21 protein-coding genes are annotated in these 21418 nt (G+C 34.1%); 1 reads left to right on the top strand and 20 read right to left on the bottom strand.

The genetic code is table 11. The annotated features are described in order from the left end of the window. Window positions 1–67 precede the first annotated feature (67 nt). The 15 genes from FH036_RS20785 to FH036_RS27195 all read right to left on the bottom strand — a co-directional run bounded on the left by FH036_RS20785 (window position 68) and on the right by FH036_RS27195 (window position 13975). Window positions 68–1021 carry a gluconeogenesis factor YvcK family protein gene (locus tag FH036_RS20785; RefSeq protein WP_000712175.1) on the bottom strand — a complete coding sequence of 318 codons (954 nt, stop codon included), beginning with the start codon at window positions 1019–1021 and terminating at the stop codon, window positions 68–70. A gap of 3 nt (window positions 1022–1024) precedes the next feature. After that, entirely contained in the window at window positions 1025–1906 is an 882-nt protein-coding gene (gene rapZ, locus FH036_RS20780; RefSeq protein WP_000138457.1) for an RNase adapter RapZ, read from the bottom strand. A 20-nt stretch (window positions 1907–1926) separates the two neighbouring features. After that, window positions 1927–2385, bottom strand: coding sequence for an NUDIX hydrolase (locus tag FH036_RS20775; RefSeq protein WP_001190080.1), 459 nt, complete (start codon window positions 2383–2385; stop codon window positions 1927–1929). Between the two features lie 228 nt (window positions 2386–2613). After that, window positions 2614–3420 carry a DUF368 domain-containing protein gene (locus tag FH036_RS20770; RefSeq protein WP_000455203.1) on the bottom strand — a complete coding sequence of 269 codons (807 nt, stop codon included), beginning with the start codon at window positions 3418–3420 and terminating at the stop codon, window positions 2614–2616. Between the two features lie 558 nt (window positions 3421–3978). Beyond that, window positions 3979–4239 (bottom strand): acyl carrier protein, encoded by a 261-nt coding sequence (locus FH036_RS20765; protein WP_000593846.1) that lies wholly within the window; start codon window positions 4237–4239, stop codon window positions 3979–3981. Further along, on the bottom strand, window positions 4236–5282 hold the full coding sequence (locus FH036_RS20760) for a 3-oxoacyl-ACP synthase III family protein (protein ID WP_041184262.1): 1047 nt from the start codon (window positions 5280–5282) through the stop codon (window positions 4236–4238). The genes FH036_RS20765 and FH036_RS20760 overlap by 4 nt, the downstream gene beginning before the upstream one ends. Window positions 5283–5288: 6 nt before the next feature. After that, window positions 5289–6971, bottom strand: a complete 1683-nt coding sequence (locus FH036_RS20755) for a thiamine pyrophosphate-binding protein (protein WP_000529844.1) — start codon at window positions 6969–6971, stop codon at window positions 5289–5291. Then, a complete protein-coding gene (locus FH036_RS20750; RefSeq protein WP_044790920.1) occupies window positions 6959–8197 on the bottom strand; it encodes an aldehyde dehydrogenase family protein in 1239 nt (412 codons plus the stop codon). Before FH036_RS20750 ends, FH036_RS20755 begins: the two co-directional genes overlap by 13 nt. Then, window positions 8185–9624: a class I adenylate-forming enzyme family protein gene (locus tag FH036_RS20745; protein ID WP_000323584.1), complete on the bottom strand. Its 1440-nt coding sequence runs from the start codon at window positions 9622–9624 to the stop codon at window positions 8185–8187. The genes FH036_RS20750 and FH036_RS20745 overlap by 13 nt, the downstream gene beginning before the upstream one ends. A gap of 16 nt (window positions 9625–9640) precedes the next feature. Next, the gene (locus FH036_RS20740) at window positions 9641–10549 is read right to left on the bottom strand and encodes a hypothetical protein (RefSeq protein ID WP_000676434.1); all 909 of its coding nucleotides are present in this window, start codon (window positions 10547–10549) and stop codon (window positions 9641–9643) included. A gap of 3 nt (window positions 10550–10552) precedes the next feature. Beyond that, window positions 10553–11497, bottom strand: coding sequence for an ACP S-malonyltransferase (locus tag FH036_RS20735; RefSeq protein WP_000833528.1), 945 nt, complete (start codon window positions 11495–11497; stop codon window positions 10553–10555). Window positions 11498–11520: 23 nt separating this feature from the next. Further along, window positions 11521–12273: an SDR family NAD(P)-dependent oxidoreductase gene (locus FH036_RS20730; RefSeq protein ID WP_000454875.1), complete on the bottom strand. Its 753-nt coding sequence runs from the start codon at window positions 12271–12273 to the stop codon at window positions 11521–11523. Continuing rightward, window positions 12257–12913, bottom strand: a complete 657-nt coding sequence (locus FH036_RS20725; RefSeq protein WP_000675826.1) for a GNAT family N-acetyltransferase — start codon at window positions 12911–12913, stop codon at window positions 12257–12259. Before FH036_RS20725 ends, FH036_RS20730 begins: the two co-directional genes overlap by 17 nt. Window positions 12914–13142: 229 nt before the next feature. Further along, window positions 13143–13805 (bottom strand): response regulator transcription factor, encoded by a 663-nt coding sequence (locus tag FH036_RS20720; RefSeq protein WP_000332010.1) that lies wholly within the window; start codon window positions 13803–13805, stop codon window positions 13143–13145. Then, window positions 13805–13975 (bottom strand): hypothetical protein, encoded by a 171-nt coding sequence (locus FH036_RS27195; protein WP_014481789.1) that lies wholly within the window; start codon window positions 13973–13975, stop codon window positions 13805–13807. The genes FH036_RS20720 and FH036_RS27195 overlap by 1 nt, the downstream gene beginning before the upstream one ends. A 581-nt stretch (window positions 13976–14556) precedes the next feature. Between FH036_RS27195 and FH036_RS20715 the strand changes: the two genes are divergently transcribed. Then, the gene (locus FH036_RS20715; RefSeq protein WP_001059538.1) at window positions 14557–15459 is read left to right on the top strand and encodes a helix-turn-helix domain-containing protein; all 903 of its coding nucleotides are present in this window, start codon (window positions 14557–14559) and stop codon (window positions 15457–15459) included. 192 nt (window positions 15460–15651) lie between these two features. Here FH036_RS20715 and ltaE read toward each other — a convergent pair whose 3' ends face one another. Genes ltaE through FH036_RS20690 form a run of 5 tightly spaced genes read right to left on the bottom strand, consistent with a single transcriptional unit; the run spans window position 15652 to window position 21414 of the window. Next, complete coding sequence (gene ltaE, locus FH036_RS20710; protein ID WP_000854011.1) at window positions 15652–16713, bottom strand: low-specificity L-threonine aldolase; 1062 nt, start codon at window positions 16711–16713, stop codon at window positions 15652–15654. Next, a complete protein-coding gene (locus FH036_RS20705; protein ID WP_014481790.1) occupies window positions 16697–17950 on the bottom strand; it encodes an ATP-grasp domain-containing protein in 1254 nt (417 codons plus the stop codon). Before FH036_RS20705 ends, ltaE begins: the two co-directional genes overlap by 17 nt. Next, entirely contained in the window at window positions 17928–18983 is a 1056-nt protein-coding gene (locus tag FH036_RS20700; protein ID WP_001246252.1) for a PLP-dependent cysteine synthase family protein, read from the bottom strand. The genes FH036_RS20705 and FH036_RS20700 overlap by 23 nt, the downstream gene beginning before the upstream one ends. Then, complete coding sequence (locus FH036_RS20695; RefSeq protein ID WP_001209284.1) at window positions 18980–19915, bottom strand: GHMP family kinase ATP-binding protein; 936 nt, start codon at window positions 19913–19915, stop codon at window positions 18980–18982. The genes FH036_RS20700 and FH036_RS20695 overlap by 4 nt, the downstream gene beginning before the upstream one ends. Beyond that, window positions 19915–21414, bottom strand: coding sequence for an argininosuccinate lyase (locus FH036_RS20690; protein ID WP_000857121.1), 1500 nt, complete (start codon window positions 21412–21414; stop codon window positions 19915–19917). The genes FH036_RS20695 and FH036_RS20690 overlap by 1 nt, the downstream gene beginning before the upstream one ends. Window positions 21415–21418 lie beyond the last annotated feature (4 nt).

Raw genomic sequence — 21418 nt, 5'->3', positions numbered from 1 at the left:
TATTGTGGAACAAAAATCTTGTCCTATATGAAATGAGGAGCGTTACCTCAAACGAGGCAACGCACATCTACAACAGTGAATATAAAATAGAAGCTAGTTTTAATGTATCGTGTCTTACAACACGGTCATCATACTTCGCTAATTGATCTTGAATCACATTAATATTGTTTTCAGTAAAACGCTCTTCATCTACTACAACTGGCGCCGACATTTCTTCCTCATATAACTGACGTAATTCACAAGGAATATCACGGTTATTTACAATTGCAGTATCGATAAATGGTTCACCTAAATGATCATGTAACGCCTGCACATGGTCAAACGCAGTATATCCCATCGTTTCACCAGCTTGCGTCATAACATTACACACATATACCTTCTTTGCTTTTGCAGCAAGAACAGCGTCCCCAATTTTGTTAACAACTAAATTCGGTAATATACTCGTATACAAACTTCCTGGACCGAAAACAAGTAAATCAGCTCGTTTAATTTCAGTCAACGTTTCATGTAACGGCTCTACATCTTCTGGAGTTAAAAAGACACGGTTAATTTTCTTTCCGAAATAAGGAATCTTTGATTCACCTGTTACAATTTCTCCGTCTTCTAGTTCCGCATGTAGTACTGCACTTTGATTCGCTGCTGGCAATACACGTCCTCTAACATTTAAAACTTTACTCGTTTCTGTAATAGCATGGAAGAAGTCTCCTGTAATCGAGGTCATACCTGCCAATAATAAATTTCCTAACGCATGACCTTTCAGCCCATCTCCCGTTGTGAAACGATGCTGAAATAAAGCTTCCACCAGTGGCTCTACATCTGATAACGCAACAAGTACGTTACGAATGTCACCTGGAGGTGGAATTTCTAGCTCATCACGTAATCTACCTGAACTGCCACCATCATCAGCGATTGTAACAACTGCTGTAATATCAACAGGATATTGCTTTAATCCTCTTAATAAAACAGAGAGTCCAGTTCCGCCTCCCATAATGACAATTTTAGGCTTTCTCTCTTTTTTCATCCCTTAATGGCCCTTTCTCTTCTCCACATCACGATGAGATACATGAACACTATACTCTGGTTTCAAATGTTTCCCAAGGTATTCTGTAAGCGTAACAGAACGATGCTGTCCACCTGTACATCCAATTGCAATTACAAGTTGACTTTTGCCTTCTCTTTTATAATGAGGCAGCATGAAAGTAATCAGATCCGTCAACTTTTCTAAAAACTTATGCGTCTCATTAAATTTCAGCACATACGATGAAACTTCTTCATCTAGTCCTGTTAATGGCTTCATATGTGGAATGTAATATGGATTTGGTAAAAAACGAACATCAAATACTAAATCTGCATCAATTGGAATACCGTACTTAAATCCAAATGACATAACATTTACACGAAATGCTTGCTCAGTTTCAGTTGAAAATAGGTGAACAATTTTTTCACGTAATTCTTTCGGTTTTAAATCAGATGTATCAAGCACAATATTCGCGCGTGCCTTCATATCTGTTAATAAATTACGCTCTGCTTCGATTCCCTTTAACGGCAGACCAGTTGGTGCAAGTGGATGCGAGCGTCTCGTTTCTTTATAACGAGTTACAAGTGTGCTATCTTTCGCATCTAAGAATAAAATATGAGGAATAATCCATGTACGTTCTGATAAATCATCAAGCGCTTCCCATAAATGTTCGAAAAACTCTCGGCCACGTAAATCAATACCAAGTGCTACTTTATTCATTTTTCCTTTTGAATCCGCCATAAGCTCAATAAACTTTGGCAATAACATCGGTGGTAAATTATCCACACAGAAATATCCTAAATCTTCAAAACTTTGTAAAGCTACTGTCTTTCCAGCTCCAGACATTCCTGTAATAATTACCATTTTTATATCATTATTCTCTGTCATCGTATCCTCTCCTTGACGGTTTAACTCGGATCTAATCGATATGAAAGCAACTCAAAATCTGGGGTATATACAAATGTACCGTAGATTATTCCATTTCCTTTAATTAAATAATCAATAATGTGATAATCTCCTGGTGCCATTGCTAAATCATCAATTTTATCAAATGTATGCCAACCAATGATGCCTTCTTCGCTCTCTAGTTTGTTTTCTCCTGCAAAATCTGTCGCTAAAAAGGAGAACATCATCCATTCAGAAACAACTTTATCACCTTCTTGGATGACAAAGGTGAAGACCCCCTTTAACGCTGGGTTCTTTAAATAAATACCTGTTTCTTCACGATACTCGCGAACAACGGAATCCCTTACAGTCTCACCACGCTCCATTTTCCCGCCTGGTGCAACCCACCAATTCCGGCGAGGTTTTTGGAGTAAGAGTACTTCATTATCTCTAATTAACACACAGTTTGTCACTCTTTGCATGTTTCTTCACCTCAGCTACTTGCAGCAAATTTCTCACTGCATACTCATTTCATTATACTATCAAAAACAGTTTGCTACAACGAAGGAGCCAGTCCCCCTTTCGCTAAGCACTGCTACTCAACAATTTTAAAAAAGCTTTTTATAACAAGCAATGTAAATGCCTGGACTTTCCGTGAATAGCATGAAAAATCCCCTTAACGACTTTTATCGCCAAGGGGACTCCAGCCCTTACTTCTTACCGAAATAAGTAACAATCGCAAATCCTAAAATAAAGGTAATAATTGAACTTATAATTGAAAATCCTCCAGTTGGAATACCAGGGAACACAATTACAATCGAACCGATAACTAGTCCAATAATTGCCGCAAATGTCATACTTTTATAACGATCTAATAAGAAACTAATTCCTTTACTACTTACAACAAACCCTACCATAACACCAGCACCAATAACTGCGATTAAAGGTAAGTTGAGTGTAGTTAAAGCATTAATTGCTGTTGGATACACACCAATAATTAATAAAATAAATGATCCGCTAATTCCAGGAAGTAACATAGCCATACTAGCCATCCACCCTGCGAAAAATAAACCAATTGCATTTAAAATTGTTAACGTCGTAATTGGATCTGCTGTCTTATCTGGTTTAAAGAAAGCTGTGATCGCAACAAGAATTGCTGCAACTATTAATAAAACAATGTGCTTACCTTTAAACGACGACTTTGCATCAGCTTCTCTCATTAACATCGGTAATATACTAATAATTAAACCGAGAAAGAAAAATTGAGTCGGTTCATAATGATTTGCAAGTAAATATTTAATAACGTGACTTAACGTTAAAAACGCTGCTGCCACACCAGCTGCAAGTGGAATTAAAAACCCTAAATGTTTTTTCCATTCACGACTAAAGAATCCACTAATTGCCGCAAGCAATTGTTCATAAATCCCTAACACAACAGCGATTGTACCGCCGCTCACACCAGGAATTAAATCACTAACGCCCATACAAAATCCACGATATATATTACGCCATTCCATACTGAATAAATTCCTCATTTCTTATAGTGATTTTTTCCGTAAAGTCCAGTATATCAATAAGAAAGCTTATAATCTCAATATTTTTTGACAAAACTTTGACATTTAATTATTCAATTGCCAAATCAAATACATCATTAGTGAAAAGGGGGGTGCTTGATACAGTTTCAAATCTCTAGCCAAAAAAGGCATGACCACAAGCATGCTCCATAAAAGAAACTGCCGTGGTAATGCCCTAATAAAATCTTTTTATTCCTCCTCAAAATCGTTTTTCTTATTCATAAGAAAAACAATTTTCTCATAACTTTACTGAGTATTAAAATATAGGAGCAATATAGAATATAAGTATTTCCCCTAAGTACCAAATAAGTGAATCCGTCCACACATAAACAAGAGTTTTTTCATTCACACTATTAACATATCCCCATCTGCAAAATTTAATCTCTTTTTTTATCAAAAACCTATCTCTGAATAGCTAATGAATTTATGAGGAAAATCAATATCTTTCATCCTATTAATTTTTCTCCTATAAAATAAATTTAGAATATTGGATATACCTTTCTATTCAATAACGCTTGTCCCCTTCTGTTCTTCTATATATTTGACAATACTATTAATAGTTCTAAATACATTCATGTCAACTGCACCGATATTTAATTCATAGTCTTTTTTTAGAACATTAATAAAGATTAACACATCCATAGAATCCAATCCATAAGGAGAATCCTTCCCGAATAAAGGTATTTCGTTATTAATTTCCGCGGGATTAATAGACATTTTATACATCTCTACTAGTTTCTCTTTTATTTGCAATTTAATCATTTTCCAAACCCCTTTTCTTCATTTTTTATATATTTCAAACATATTGATCCCCAAAGAAAACCAGCTCCTATTGCAGAGAAAACTACATAATCTCCTTGTTTGATTTTATTTTCACTCATTGCCTTGTTAAAAGCAGAGAAAATAGTTGCTGATCCCGTATTACCTTGTTCCTGTACTGTAAGGGTCGTTTTATCCATTGAAGCCCCTACTGCACTCATTGCTTCTTTAATAATGTTTAAGTTAGCTTGATGAAGAATGAAGTGATCTATATTCTTCACCTCAAGTCCCGCATTCTCTATAACGGAACAAATAGAGTTTGGAAGATTTTTTGTAGCCATCTTCCATACTTCTCGACCATTCATTTTAATAAATTGACTTTTATTAATATCTTCACCTCTTACTGATTTTGTTCCTCCACCAGTAATTTCCACCGCATTAGATAAACTAGAATCAAGATTCCAAGATAATATACCACTTCCCTCTTTCGTTTTCTGAAGAATCATTGCTCCAGCAGCATCGCCCAAAAACACTCTTGTAGAACGATCTTCCGGATTGGTAATACGTGATAGCACTTCTGCCCCAATTACTAATACATTATGAATATTATCGTTTTGTAACAAATGAGCCCCTAACATAATCGAGAAAATTCCACCCGCACATCCTGTTTGATTCAAGTCAATAGGAATTGCATTGGTAGCACCTATTTTCTCTTTTATAATAAGTGCTGTCGAAGGCAACTTTTGATCTGGTGTAGTCGAAGTTAAAATGATAGCATCCAGATTCCCTGCTGAAATTCCAGCATCATTTATTGCCTGATTGCTGGCATATACACACATATCCGATGTGACGAGCCCTTCTTGCAAAAACCTTCTTTCTTCAATGCCTGTTTTCACCTGAATCCATTCATTAGTCGTCTCTAAAGTCTGTGTCAGCATCTCATTTGTAATTACTTCATCTGGTATATAAGCGCCCACTCCCTGTATTGTTACAGGAGTAACAAGACCACTTGCATTCCTAGCCCTCTCTATACCTACTGTCTCCATTTCCAATTAAACTTCCTCCTTCTCCGGAAAATCTCCATATATTTCTTTTAATGAATCTGGAACATCTTCAAGCTGAACTATACATTCTAAAATAACCGTCTTCCCTTGAGCATATTGCTCATAAACATATTTAAAAGTGCTTAACACATCATCTTTATTATCTAAAGAAAGTACTTCCAGTTGCGAAGTTTTCATCCCTACTAGTGGCAACCCTTGATTAACAAAAGAGTATGGATTTCGTCTCTCTTTATTTTTATTTTGAAATTGCAACCAACCATATCCTCCATTTTTTAATACCACATAAATAACAGGTACCTTGTTATTTATAACGGTTTCTAGCTCACTTCTGAATAAATTAAACGCACCATCACCAACGAAAGCTATAACAGGTCGATTTATATTAGTCTTCGCCACTCCAATTGCAGCACTTACTCCAAAACCAAGGCTTGTTTGTTCACTCGGAACAATTGCATTTTGTCCTTCTTTTAAGCTTAAATAAGGGAAATAATACGACCACATATCCTGCAAACCATTTTCGTGAACAAATATAGTACTGGAAGGTGCATACATTTGCATGCCGTTTAATACATGTGCAACCTTCAGGTTATCACCAGATTCTAAATATTCAATCTTTTTTGAGGTTAGCTGTTTTTTTAACTGCACAATTTTCTCAACCCATTTTTCCTTTTCTAATGGTTCCTCAATTATAGATAGGATGTAATTTACTGTAAGCTCAGCATCCCCTACCAATCTCATTCCATTAAACTCTAAATTAAAATCTTCTTCGATATTATTAATTTGGATTATCTCTTTCGTCCTAAGCGCCCGATCCCAACCAAATAAAGCTGTTTCCTCTAGCTTGCTTCCAATTGTGATTATAAGATCTGAATCTTGTATGATTGGAGACAATTGTTTAGGTGAATATAATCCTGCTAGTCCGCAAAATAACTTTTGACTTTCATCATACGCGCCTCTTCCTGATGCAGTTACAAATACTGCTGCATTTATAAGGTTGGAAAATTCAGTATATAAATGGGTGTCTGTTAAAATCTTACTCCCCCCTCCTAGTAATAGTAGCGGACGCTTAGCTTCTATTATCTTTTTCCGAAACTCTCTCAAACAATTAGGATCAGGTAAGGTTCTCGAAATTGAAATTGGTGAAAATTGCACTGATTCAAGATCTACATACAGTTCACCAATATCTTCTGGAATCTCAACATAAACTGGTCCTGGTTTTCCATTTAACGCCATAAATAATGCTTTCTTTAAAACCCAACCTATAGAATCAGGGTTTTCTAGCCGATGACACCATTTCACTAATGGTGATACAAGTGAAATCTGGTTCGCCTCCTGAAAGGCCTTTTTATCACCATACACTTTGGTCCTTGTTCCGGATGCTATTATTAATATAGGTGCATTTTGAGATTGAGCTTCTAATAATCCTGTAACACAATTAGAAACCGCCGGGCCTTTCCCAACAATACACACTCCCAAGCTTTTAGACGCTAATGCATGTCCAGTCGCCATAAATACAGCATTGCGTTGGTCCTTATTTACCAAAAATTCAATACCATACTCTTCAATAACATTCATTAAATGAAGATCATCACTTGGTAACCCATAAACTAGATCTATCTTATTTCCTTTTAAAATATTTGCAATTGCTTCATAGACACTTATTTGTCCCATTTTCCACCTCTTTTTTTCAAATGTTGCCTACAAACCAATGAAAGAAGGAGCGGTTTAATAAATAATTCACCTTCATAGTAAATATAATTAGCCATCGGTCCATACCCTCCAAAAGCTGTGTTTCCATCTTCTATATCAAATAAAGTTTGATTAACTGAAACAGTATGTTTTCTCTTCAAAAATGTAATCAATTCATGTTGCCCTTCTCCATATACAGTTGCACCCATAGCTCGTTCGAGGAAGTAACCTGTATTCAAAACTTCTTTAATTCCTTCCAATTTTTCGTAACTAACAATATTAAAAATTGGCGAGAAAAATTCATCAATCTTAAGTTTCTCTTCTAAAGAACTAACCAAAATTGTTGGCTCTATTACCTTGTCCTTATAATTTATATTGCCACCATGAATAATATAATTACTATTTTGATTTAAATATCGCGCAATAGATTCTAATGTAGACGTATAGTGAATTGATCCATAATCCGCTCTTTCATCTGAATTATCACCGAATTTCAAATTAGACAATTCCCTTTTTAATAATTGTATAAAAAGAGGTTTAATCTGTTCAGATACATAAACTACATCTGGTCCCATACAATCCTGTCCTGTATTAAACATTCTCACATCAACTAAATCTCTTGCAGCTTTTTCTAAATCCGCGGACTCCGTTATTATAAATGGATTTACCCCTTGTCCAAAAAAGACAAATAACTGATCTTTTGAAAGTTGGAATTTAATACTCTCTGCATTTTGATAAGTTCCTGTAAATAAAACTACATTTGCCTTTAAAGCAGACTCTTTAATATATTTTCTATATGAATACTCCATTAATTCAATTGGTAATTGGTGAACCTTTTCAAATAACTCATGAAGTTTTCTAACCTGATCAATTACTAAACTAGAACCACGAAACTCTATGTGCTTTACATATAATGATGGAATTATTAAATACAAAATATAGGAATACAATACGACATTGGACGGCATAAACACAGACATTCTATCAATAGTTGGTGGTTGATTCTGCGTTACTTCATCGATTGCATTTTCTAAAGCTAATAATGAACAATTAAACTCCTTCTCAGCTGTTTGGTACGTACTGATTTCTGTTAATATATCCAAAATTTCAAACTTATTACTTTTCATATATTGTATACAAAAAATAATTCTTTCTTTTCGTTCATCTAACAATTCAGGTGAATCAATGACCGGTGTCAAACTTTGCATAAGTCTTCCTCCACTCCTATATATGTCCTTGCTTGAACTTCAAGTGCAACAAGATCAATTTTTCCATTAGGGAGATAAGGAAATCCTTCCAGGAAAATAATTTTATCTGGTCTTATTAAAGAATCAAGACTTTCAAACACCAATTTCTTCATATCATCCGCTTCCTTTAATGGAATCTCAAGAAACAAAACAATATACGCTCCCTTTTTCTCATCCTGAAAACCAATAACTTTTCCTACTACACCTAAGTTATCCTCTAATTGCTTTTCAATTTTTGCTGGATTGATAACATAACCATTGCGAATAATCTCTTTTCCCTTTCTACCAATAATAAAAAGATTCCCGTCACTATCCAAATAGCCTAGATCATTCGTTTTAAACCAACCATCAACTAAAACTAAATGTGTTTCTTTGGATAAATTCAAATATCTTTCCATTACTTCTGGTGTCTTTACAATCACTTCTCCAACCTCTTTGAAATGGAGAATTTCATTCATTTCATTTACAATTTTAATTTGTACCCCCTCAAGGGATTTACCGCAGCCACCTTCCTGACCATTTACATTAAGTGCCACGTTTCCTAGTTCAGATAATCCATATCCATCTAATAGTGGCTTATCTAGCAATATTTGAAAATCCCCCGCCAATTTTTTCGATAAAGGTGCACCGCCAACACACCACATGCGGACAGATGATTGTTTTAAACTATTTTGTATTTTTTCACGTTTTTTCATAATATTGGCCAAGACATAATAGGTGGAAGGAATCCCATCAACAACAGTTACTTTTCTTTCTGTAATTGTTTTTATAATTGACCGGATTTTTTTATAGTTACAAATAACTAGTTCACATTTCATAATTCGCCATATGAATAAAATAGACAGACCATAAAAATGGGTAAAAGGAATTAAAGGTAGTAAAACATCTTCATTTCGATATTGCATGACATCCATCGTCTTCATTAAATTAGAAATAAATGATATTCCAGATTTAACAATCCCTTTAGGATGACCCGTTGATCCAGATGTATATAATATTAAAGCATCTTCTTTATTTATCCATGCAGGATTGATCTGATCTGTATCCAGCTCAAAGGAGCACTTCTCAATTGAAGGATTTAACGGAATCTTCTTAAGCTCCGTGGCCAGATTAATCGTATGATCCGAAATATACGCTTCGCTTCTGGAATCCCTTACAATCTCATTTAATTCCTTTTCACCTGTCAAACAATCTACCAAAACAATGGAAGCCTCTAACTCTGTTAGTGCAAAGAAGGCGATTAAAAAGCGATAAGAATTCTCGGCAATAAGCGCGATCCTTTTTCCAGTAACCCCAACTTCCTCTAGATAATTTGTATAACCTTTAATATCTTTTCTAAATTCTTGTATAGAATAAACCCTTTCTGGAGTATAAATTTTATATGCCATTATTTCCCACCACTCATTATAATGTAGCTATATTTTCAATTTCATCAGGACTAATCCTAACTATATTAAAATCTTGTTTTAATAATTGTGCGAATAAATTTCTAGGACCAATAACAAAAGTCTGTGATACTTCTTGCTTCTTCATTGTGTCTGTTACTAAGTCCCACCTAACTGGATTATCATACCCATCCAATAAACTTTGTTTGAATAGTTCAGAATCTGTTATTACTTCTCCGTTTACATCAGATATAATGGATGTTTTCATCGGTTTAAATCTAATTTGATTGAATAATTCATGTTCTAACTGTACTTTTAAGTCTTTTAAAAGCACACTATGGATTGGTTGATTCATAGTATGTAGTGAAGATACCTTTGGTATTGTATTAACCTTCTCTTTAAGTAATTTAATAGTCTTCGCTTCTCCACATAAACATACTACTTTTTTCAGAAAGCCAACTAACTCCAAATACATTCCCTCTGCTTGAAACTGTCGTATAATAGTCTTCGCTTCATCAAGAGACATATTATAAATAAAATGTGTTTGATAATCCTCTTTCATCTGCTTAAAAAACTCTTTTGATTTCTTTGCCGCTTCATGCGTCAACCATACTGCTTCAGCGTAAGTAAGCGTATTAGTCTGTACGGCTGCACTCATTCCACCAAAACTTACTCCAATTGTGAAATCAGGCTGATAGTTATAACGCTTATAAAAATGGTCTAACAACGCAAGCGAATTTGCTAGAAAACAGACTTCATACACTTCTTGATTTGTCTCATCCGCTTCCCTAAATGCACTCACAAGTGAATAACCTAAAACTTCACTTGCCTCTTTAAATCGTTGAATAGCAAAAGAGTCATTATTAATAAAGAATTCAACTTCTCGATAACTAGACGGCGCTATTCCCGGCAGAACAATTCCTTTCATTTCTTAGTCCCCCTTAACCTGTAATTCGCCTATCACTTTTTGCACATCTAATAAGGTTACAAGTGGTACAACTTCAAATGGAATATCAGTAAACTCTAAAGACTTATATATGAAATTCCCTGGTCCTAATACAAACAGTTTATTAACCCCACGTTGTGACAATGCCTGTAACGATTGATACCACTTCACACTATTTGTATATTGTTCCACTATGTCGTGAGATACTTGTGATTTGTTAAAAATTTCTGTTGCATCAACATTACTTATTAATGGTCTGATTGGCGTTTTCAACTGTATATTAGACATAAAACTTTCACTAAATTGCTCTTTTACATTCTCTAACAAAGAGCAATGCCCAGGAGGGCCATATGGAATTTTAACAGCTATCGCTCCATAACTTTGCACTTCTTCGGTTAGTTTTTCTAAACTCTCAAAATCTCCATTGACAATCATTTGGTTAGATGTAGCATACATACACGGTTCTAATACATATCCTTTTTGACACAAATTATAAATGCTACGCTCCAAGGTTTTGGAATCAATATTGTAAAAAAAGTATACGCCGTATTGCTTGCCAATAAACTCCCTTTCCTCAAGTTCACACATCGTAAGAACCATGTTCAAGGTGTCTTTAAAGTCTAAGCACCCACTACAATGAAATGCTGTGATTTGTCCTAAACTAGGACCAAGAAAATATTCAATACCTTCCAATCTTTCCTTAAGTAATTCATATAATGCGACAGTTATCGTCACGATACTAGGTCTTGCTATAATGCCCTTATTTATAATTTTTTCATCATCAGAGAAAAAATGGGTAGCAAGATCTATACCCAAAATATTGCTAGCCTCTTCAAATTTCCTCTGTACACTCGGAATATACTTATATAATTCATGAAAATTACCCTTTTTCAATGTCATTAATGGCGGAAACAACAATGCCGATTTCATTTTAATATTACCTCCAATTCCATTTACATCAGGCCACCATCTACTACCAATGTTTGTCCTGTTATATAACTAGCCTTCTCAGATGCTAGAAATGAAACCGCCTCAGCCACCTCTTTCGCAGTTCCTAAACGCCTCATTGCAATCTTCTTTTCAAAGGCTTCCATCTGATCCTTTGGTATTCTATTCACCATACCAGTATTTTCTGTATATCCAGGAGCCACACTATTCACCCGTACATTATACGGAGCATACTCTTTTCCAAGCGAACGTGTTAAACCAATCACTCCTGATTTACTAGCACTATATGCACTAAGCCTTTCCATTCCTGTAAGTCCTGCAACCGATGAAATATTAATAATAGAGCCCTTTTGTTCTGTTAACATATGAAAAGAAACTGCATGTATACAGTTAATTGTCCCCATTATATTTGTATTAATAATTTCTCTCCAATTCTCAAGAGAATTACTTGGAATTAATGCTCCTCCATAACTAACACCAGCATTATTCACAAGAACATCAATTTTCCCATAATTATCTATAATCCCTTGTACCGCCTCTTGGACTTGAGCATAATCATTTACATCAATTTTTACATATGTAACATCGGGATTCCCGGAACTTTCCTTAATATATTTCACTACATTTTGTACTTCTTCCAGAGAACTTCTATATCCTAGAATCAATCGGCTTCCTAATTCTGCAAAGTGATGAGAAATTTCCTTTCCTAAACTTTTAGAAGCTCCGGTAACAAACACTACTTTATCTTTCCATTCCATTTTCCTCACCTGTCTTCTTTAATCTTGAAAAAAGAGTATTTTCCCAATAATTATTAAGATACTCATACAACTCCGTTCTAATTTGTTCTTTTTCAATTTTAGGAATCATATCTTCTGGTTGTTCTCCTTCTCCAGCAGCATAATATTCATCTCTCAAAATAGAGGAAACCACTGCATCATGGTATTCACCATCCAGGAAGAAATGATCTCTAAGAATCCCCTCAATTGCTACATTATTCTTCATTAAAAACCGAATAGTTCTCAGGTTATATAAACCATTTATAAATTGAATCTTATGCGCATTTTTAAAATGAAAAAGATAGTCCATAATTAATATAGATGCTTCAGCTCCATACCCCATATCCCATAAATTTGAATCGCCAATAACACCTCCTAAAACATAACTTCCTTCATACTTCAACGGCTGCCACGAAATAAACCCTATTTTTTCCCCTTCATGTGTCAACACCGTCGCATAGCGTGTGTTACCTGATTCAATATCCATTTTAATTTCTCTCACAGTGGCAAAATCCTGAGACCCCCTGGCTAATGCACTTATTTTCGAAGGTCTAACCCACTTAGAAAACAAATTATAATCTTCTTCTTCTAAAGCCTGCAACTGAACAAAATGCCCCTTCATAATATCCCCCTTAATATATTGAAATCCTACTTCTATCATAAACATCAGCTTTTTCAAAAACACCCGTAATTCACGCAAACAGGTATTACGATAACATCCCTTTTAACCCAAAATACTGAATCCTACAGTACTAATTCCCCCACTTTTTTTGACAAGTAATCATATATATAAAAAGAGATATATAAAATATTTTATATATCTCTTTAAACGTTTATTATATATATAATAATCAAACAATGTATTCGTTTTTCTGTTCTCTTAATAAAGTTGCCCTTGTAATCTTCACAGCTAATCCTACTCGAGACTTCACCTCCAACTTTCGCATACAAGCGGCTATATGATATTCAACTGTCCTTTTACTTAAATATAAAGTGTCAGCAATCTGTTGATTCGTCTTATCATTAATTAATTCCCTCATAACTTGAAGCTCAGTCTTAGTTAGTAAATTTGACAAATTCTCTTTTGGAGAATCTAATTTATTTGATAGTAAACCATTGCTTTTCTCCGAAATTAATAACCTGAACTCATTAGATATATATAAATCACCTCTTTTAATAGCCTGTAAAGCTATTTCTAATTCATCAGGGGCTCCCTTCTTCACGATGGCTTTAATGCCTTCACTCATTGAAAATAAATGTCCTTCCTTTCTACTCATAAGAACTATTAAATGAGGAAGTCCAATTAACCTACCTTTTAAAACATTATAATTAACAATATCTGTAATCAAAAAATCAAAAGTACTTAAAAATGAAAGATCCTTCAACATGTATTTATTATTAAGAATATGAATTTGAAAACGCCCATTTCCTGCAAGTTCCGAATATACCGAGGCAACCTTCTCACTTTGAATAGCAACTAAAATCTTTTGTCTTCCTCCATTTGTATATGCCATTAATGATGCCCACCAATTATTTCATCCGAAAAAAAAACAGGATTACTTACTTCTATTTTTACATGTTCTACTTTACCATCAATACCTCTTTCCGAAACTTCAAGCATTGACGTTACACTTAACAAGACACTTAAAATAGCACCTAAAAAAATTGATTTCTTTTTATTCATATTTTTCTCCTCCATATTATTCAAAATAAAAACTCTATTATTAATGACACAGGATTAATTCTAAAGATTCAGAAATATTTAGACATATACTTAGATACTAAACCAACTAATACCTATAATTTGGAGTAATATATTTTTTTCAACTTAGTCTTTCCTAAAAGAAATCTACCCTATGACTAATATTCTAATTATGGTAGCATCTAAAAGATTTTATTTCTCATCCATATCTTCACCTCTTTATTTCTTTATCTCTTTGTTGATTTCATTATAATTAAAATTACCATAAATATACATATGCATTTATGCAACATTCAGACACATCTAATGTATTGCAGACACATTAATATATAGTAATCAAAAATATTTTATTTAGACTTTTCATTTTCTCATTGATATGTTTCTGTAAATGTCTTTTTTAAAAAAGAATATTCTGTTAATATATACGTGTATGTGTATTAATAGGAATGTATTTTATCCTATTAATACATTTCTATACAATAACCATAAAAGTAGCATATTAAGCGCTCATACTATACCACTATAAATAATTATTTTTTTCAACTTATAAAAGGAGGGACTTTATGAATAATATAGGTGAGAAAATTCAATTTTTCCGTAAAAAAAGCGGCTATTCTCGTCAACAACTTGCAGAAGATATTTGTGATACTTCCACACTATACCGTATCGAAAAAGGACTACAATCTCCAAGATTAGATATTTTACAAAATATTTGTACTAAACTCAATATACCTATTGATTACATTATTTCCTACGAGGATGAAAATACAATTAAATATCTAAATAAAATTAAATTATTATGCCGTGAAAATTTATATTATCAAGATTTCATCTCTATCCAATATCTTGTTGAAGAATGTGATACATTCCTTAACAAACATCCAGGTACAAGAAATAGTAATTTGGTAAGACTTATCGATTGGTTAAAAGGCATTATATTTCATAAAGTAGAACATAATCTTCCAAAAGCAGAAGAAACTTTCCGTACTCTTCTTCCAAATAATAAAATCATCACTGAACTTGATATAAACATCGCAAATTCACTTTCTCTTATTCTTATAGAACAAAAAAATTCAGCACAAGCTATTCCTGTACTCACAAATGCGATAAATACTTTTGAAAACTTACCATTCGTAGAAGATAAATCACTCTATCCAAGAGTTGGTTATAACCTAGCTCATACATATTACCTAAATAATCAAGAAAATTTATCGCTGGATATCGCATATCATTTACAATACTATCTTATTTCTAACCATCTTTCTTATTCGGCTGGAGAAATCAACCACATGCTTGGAATATTACATAAAAATAAGAAAGAATTTGTAGATGCTAAAAAATATTTAGAAAATGCTTTATCAATATTTACCCTTGAATCTAAATCTCAATTCATTAAACAGACCAACAACGTTCTTATAGAAGTAAATAGACAGTTAGAAGACATCCACTATAAAAAAATTAATTAAGTATAGTGGCTATTTTTCCTAAGTCTCCACCCCTAGAATTTCTTCATCAGTTGCCTACCAACTACTAAGCAAATCGAGCCTTACCTGTACTAAACTTTCATCAATAAGCAGTGCCCAGCTTAGCTGGGCATAAAAAACAAAAAAGCATACTAAAATAGTATGCTAATAAATCCTCTAAACAAGCAATTATGCTTATTTAATTACAGAACTTTTATTCAATAAGTCTGCTATTATCTTAATTGTATGTTCAATATCACTTTCTTTAATATGCCGATGAACAACAGCCCTCATCCGCCCATAGCCCATTTCAGAAAAAACAAGCCCCTTCTCTTCTGTTTTTTTCAAGAATTTCACCCAATCATAGTTTGGATCTGTTATACGGAACATCACAATATTTGTTTGTATCTCTGAGGCGTCAACTTCAATACCATCGATACTTGATAATCCAATTGCCAATCTCTTCGCTCTAATATGATCATCTTGTAAACGCCCTGTCATTGTCTGTAAAGCTACCATAGCCGGCGCTGCAATAATACCCACTTGACGCATTCCTCCTCCTAACATTTTTCGAATCCTTCTCACTTCTTCAATATATTTACGGCTTCCCACCACCATTGAACCAATTGGTGCCGATAGACCTTTAGATAAACAAAACTGAATAGAATCCACATATTGTGCAATTTCTTTAACTTCAATCCCCAAATATACTGCTGCATTAAACACCCTCGCACCATCCATATGAACTGGAATATTGCGTCTCATTGCAAACTCTTTTATTTCTTTTAAATATTTGAGCGGTAGTACTTTCCCACCGCAACGATTATGAGTATTCTCAAGACATATTAATGCTGGCAGTGCAAACTGTGGGTCTTTTACATCGTTAGGGAAAGCAGCCTCTAAATCACTCAATAACAATCGACCATCTGGCTGCGTTTTAATTGGTTGATACATAATCCCTCCACAGATAGATGCTCCACCTGCCTCATAAATATAAATGTCAGATTCATCCCCAACCAAAACTGTAGACCCCCTTGGACAATGAGCTAAAATAGAAGCAAGATTGGCCATTGTACCACTTGGCATGAAACACGCAGCTTCCATTCCTAGCATATTAGCAGCATATCCTTCTAATTCGTTAACCGTTTTATCTTGTCCATATACATCATCGCCTAGTTCAGCATTTTGAATCGCCTTTAACATTTCCTCAGTAGGTAATGTAATTGTGTCACTCAAATAATTAATTAAAGTCTTCATAGTCTTCACACTCCTCTATTTCTATATGTAAAGCATCCATACTTTTATCTAAAATATAATTTAGCTTATTGATATTTTCAGCCGCTCCAATTATATGCCCTATCCGTCCATACGCATTTTCAACCTTCCGGATAGATTCTCCCACAATTGTACGAAGTTTTACCTCTTTAATCCCTACAGTGTTTTCTATATCATTTACTCCAAAAATACTTGTTATTTTCCCATCTCTAAGTGGTATAATAAATCGTATCCCTGCATATAAAGTAGGATTCTGATCTAGTTTTGGCCTCATCCTAGTTACGACTTTTAATTGCTCTTTAAGCAAATCTATTCCGGTAGCATACTTAATTAATTCTGGTATCATCCCCCCAGCAAGCCTGCCATTAAACTCTACTAAAAATATTTTTTCTCCCTTTATCTTAATTTCTAAATGACAAGGACCGTTTTGCCAATTAACTTTTTCTATAATTTTTGTTACTCCTCTTTCAATAACTGATCTTATATCATCAGAGACTGGTGCCGGAAATATGTGACCACATTCAATAAAATATGGAGCTCCATCTACAATCTTCTGAGTCACTCCAACAATTTTACACTTACCATTGTAAGTAAAAATTTCCACACTATATTCTTGCCCAGATACATACTCTTCCACCAATATATTCTGAGCATTTTTTTGAGACCTCACATTATACTTATTGCTCAAAATTTTTTCAGTATGCCTTTTTACTTCTTCATATGAATAACACTTCAATACGTTATTAGAGCCACTATCATCAACCGGTTTAACAACACATGGAAATTTTATATTATCCTTAGCCAACTCTAACTTTTCAAGAGAATCAATAATATAAAACCATGGTTCATAAATATTCTCTATCCCTTTTAGTAACAGACGCATTTCTGCTTTATTTCTACATTTTTTAACAGTATCTATAGGATTACCAATCAGGCCTAACTCTTTTGCTAAAATAGCTACCACTTCAATATAAAATTCACTGGTTGTTGTGATAGCTTTTATTTCACCTACTTCGAATTCTGAATCAATTATTGTTCTAATACAATTTAAGTTGTTCGTATCGCATTCTAAAACTATACATTTTGTCTCTCCTAAACCTATATATCGCCCGGGATTATTCGTAAGCAATACTGGTGTAAAACCTAGCTCTCTAGCTTTTATTAAGGCTAGCATTCCAGTTCCCGTTGTGTTTGATTCAATAAATAATAGTTTCTTCATTTAGGCTCTTTCCTTTATTAAAGTGAAAATAAGTCCACTGCTCAGCATCCTGTATATTAGCAATTTTTATTGGATTCATATTTAGATTCCCCCTATTTAACTTATGGGTTAGATAAAAACTCTCGTCATAGATCGTGTCAACATAGCGATCTCCTCTATCAGGAAAAATACAAGCAATTACTTTATCTCTCTCAACTTGTGTACTTAACCATCTTGCAACTGCATATACACTTCCTGAGCTATTTCCCGCAATAATCTTCTCATGACGTGCTAATTCTAGTGTCCAATTAAAAGCCTCTTCATCATTTAACCAGTGCACATCATCGATAACTGAATAATCAACATTTTTCGGTTTTAAACTATTTCCAAGTCCACCTTGAAGACGGTACGGTCTATCCTTTTGAAAAAAGACCGAGCTTCCTACCGCATCAACGGCTAAAACTTTTAAATTAGGATTAGTAAACTTAAGCGAATTTGCAGTACCGCATAAAGAACCCCCACTCCCCACTGCTCCAACTAAATAATCAATTTTACCTAATTGTTCCACTATATCTTTAGCAAGTTGATCATAAGCTAAAGGATTTTGAATATTTTCATATTGTTTTGGCCAATATGCTGTTGGATACTTTATAAGTAGTTCCTTTAAATACTGCAATCTCGCTCGTTGCCATCCGCCTGTATCTCCCATTTTATTAACAACATGGATGTTAGCACCTAATGATTTTAATTTCTTATAAGTTAAATCATCAATTCGGGGATCGGTGACAATATGGACGTCATGTCCTAAATATGTTCCAACCATTGCTATTCCCATTGCAAGAGTACCAGAGGAACTCTCTACAATTGGAGCTCCTTCTTCTAATAACCCTGTACGTTTTGCTTCTAAAATCATTTGTTTCGCAACACGGTCCTTCATACCATACGGATTTTGCATTTCTAACTTTGCATAAACAGCTGCTTCTCTATTCTCATCATTGATACGAAGTTTTACCAACGGCGTTTGGCCAATTAAATCAATAATAGTGTTTCTCATTTCCCTCCTCCTTCTTGTGTACAAAACGATGATATAGTATGAAATATCGATGTTGGATAACCTAAAGCCCTTAATTTCAATACACCTGCCGCAATTTTTTGAGAATAAAAAGGATCTGTGTTTGAAATTAAAATTCCTACATAAGTTCCACTATGCGCTATTACAACCCCTAATCCTTCAATGGCTTCACAAATAGAACGTACCTGTTCAAATGTCTGTTTTCTATGAAGTTTTTGGTTTAATTCGGCACTTCTAGTAGTTACTTCCCCCAATAAATTGAGATCTTTATTACGTAAAGAAAACACCATTTGATCTAATAACTTTTGATACTCTTGCTTTTCTTCTAAATTAAATGGCTTTGGAAGATTATTGAAAGTAACTGTATCAACTCTTCCCCCTTCATCTAGTGCCATAATGGTTAATGGGGGACAATCAGCAATTAATTCTCGGACTTTAACTTCTTTATGATAAAAAGACACAATCCCTGGGTACATTACCCCATCGGAGGGTTCAATTCTGGATAATAATATCTCTAAGGTTGAATTAGGAATATTAATTTCAAAGCATGATTCAATCGCACGTGAAACTGCCACCATATCTGCTGTAGAACTAGCTAATCCTTTACCTTTACTTAGCTCACTGTATATTTTGATGACTCCTCCCATTGGTAAGTTATAAAATTGTAAAATCTGTTTTGCCATCTCTAAAGATTTTGTCTGATTTGAGGGATAAATACTAAGCTCTTTTGATTCGGGCATAGAAATAAACTCACATTGCGAATATCGATTAATAGGGAGTGTCACCAAAAAATCCCTATTTTCTGGTAACACTCCTTGTAGCAATTCTCCAAAAGTTCCATAAGCCTTCCCGTTCCCTTTTCTAACAACCCGAGTATACTCCTTTTCTAACAATAATTGATTTGATTCTCTCATTATATAATCTCCTCACGAATAGTTCTCCAGTCCTTAAGCATATCAATCCTATTTCCGATTTTATTCATAATGGTATAGAATTCCCTGCATAACTCTTCTCTCTCTAATTGTTGACTCTTCAATATCTCCTCTACAGCTTTTGGATTCGTAGAACCCTGTGTCGTTTTAAAAAATAATGCTTTTTCAACATTAAATACATTTCTCAATTCTCCTACTAAAACCTTATTTGAATATCCATATTCAGTACAAATTTTATTCAACAATTGAATAGAGGCTTCTGCAGGAACAATATTGCTTTCCAGGGATTTTGTAACAAACCTTCCCGCTATAACCTGAGCCTTTCGATATGGAATATTGCTTTTCTCTGTTAATATATTAGCTAGCGTAAAACCACCATAATATTCTAAGGCACAACGCTGTTTCATATTTTCTTCTTTAAAAGAAATATTCTCAAAAACTAAAATTAGTAAATCTAGTAAGCTATCGGTTTCATTAAACAGTGTGGATAGATTCCTACTTGCTTCTTTAGATACTTCGACTAAATTACTGTATGGTGTATTTCGTTGGCCTATTAAAAAGTCGATATGATAAGAAAGTAAATGACTCGTTTTCCCTCTAAGCCTCTCAACAATAGGGAAATTTCTTTTTTGAGGCATGGATGAAGAAATACCAGTCAGCTCATCTGGTAAATCTATAAACTGGTATTCGCTACTCCCCCAGTGCATAATATCAGTTAAAAACCGACTCATATTATTAGAGAAGAATGAAATGCATCCTGCAATTTCTAATACCCATTCTCGAGAAGCTACTCCACTTAGCGCATGACCAATATAAGATTGAAATCCCAAATCATTAGCCATTTGACTACAGTCCCATTCATATTCTTGACCTGACATTGCCCCTGATCCTAAAGGGCATTGATTATTCATAGCATCTAGTACGTTACTCATCTTATTAATTGTTTTTAATAAATGACGACTAATAGCAGTTAAGTAAAACCCTACACTTATAATTTGTGCAGATTGATAATGAGTATAACCAGGCATAACCGTATGGGTATACTTTTCAGCCTTTTTCATTACAAGTTGAGCAAATGAATTCATCTTTTTAGTAAGCTGAATCCATTTGTCACGTGCATACATTAACTGCGCACAAGCTTGAAAATCATTACGACTTCGATCAATGTGCCACTTTGCAATAGGTTTAGACAAATTATGCTCTATTACTCTTTCTATACTAAATGCGATATCTGTCATATTATCCCTTGAAATGTTAAGGATAGACTCCATGTCAATTTGATTGATGGATTCCCATATTTCATAAACTTCTTCTTCAGTTAAAATCCCCATTTTCTTATAAGCCTTCAAAAAAACTTTTTCAATATTCAAATAATGATGCAGATAATTTTCTAACTCAAATTCAAATTGTGGAAATAAAACGTTCTCTATATATGCCTCATCGGGGGATTTTTGAATACGTCCCGTTACTTGCGTCTTCATATCT

The organism is Bacillus sp. CD3-5 (assembly GCF_006349665.1).
GTDB classification, from domain to species: Bacteria; Bacillota; Bacilli; order Bacillales; family Bacillaceae_G; genus Bacillus_A; species Bacillus_A paranthracis.
This window is presented reverse-complemented; position numbering and strand designations above follow the sequence as displayed.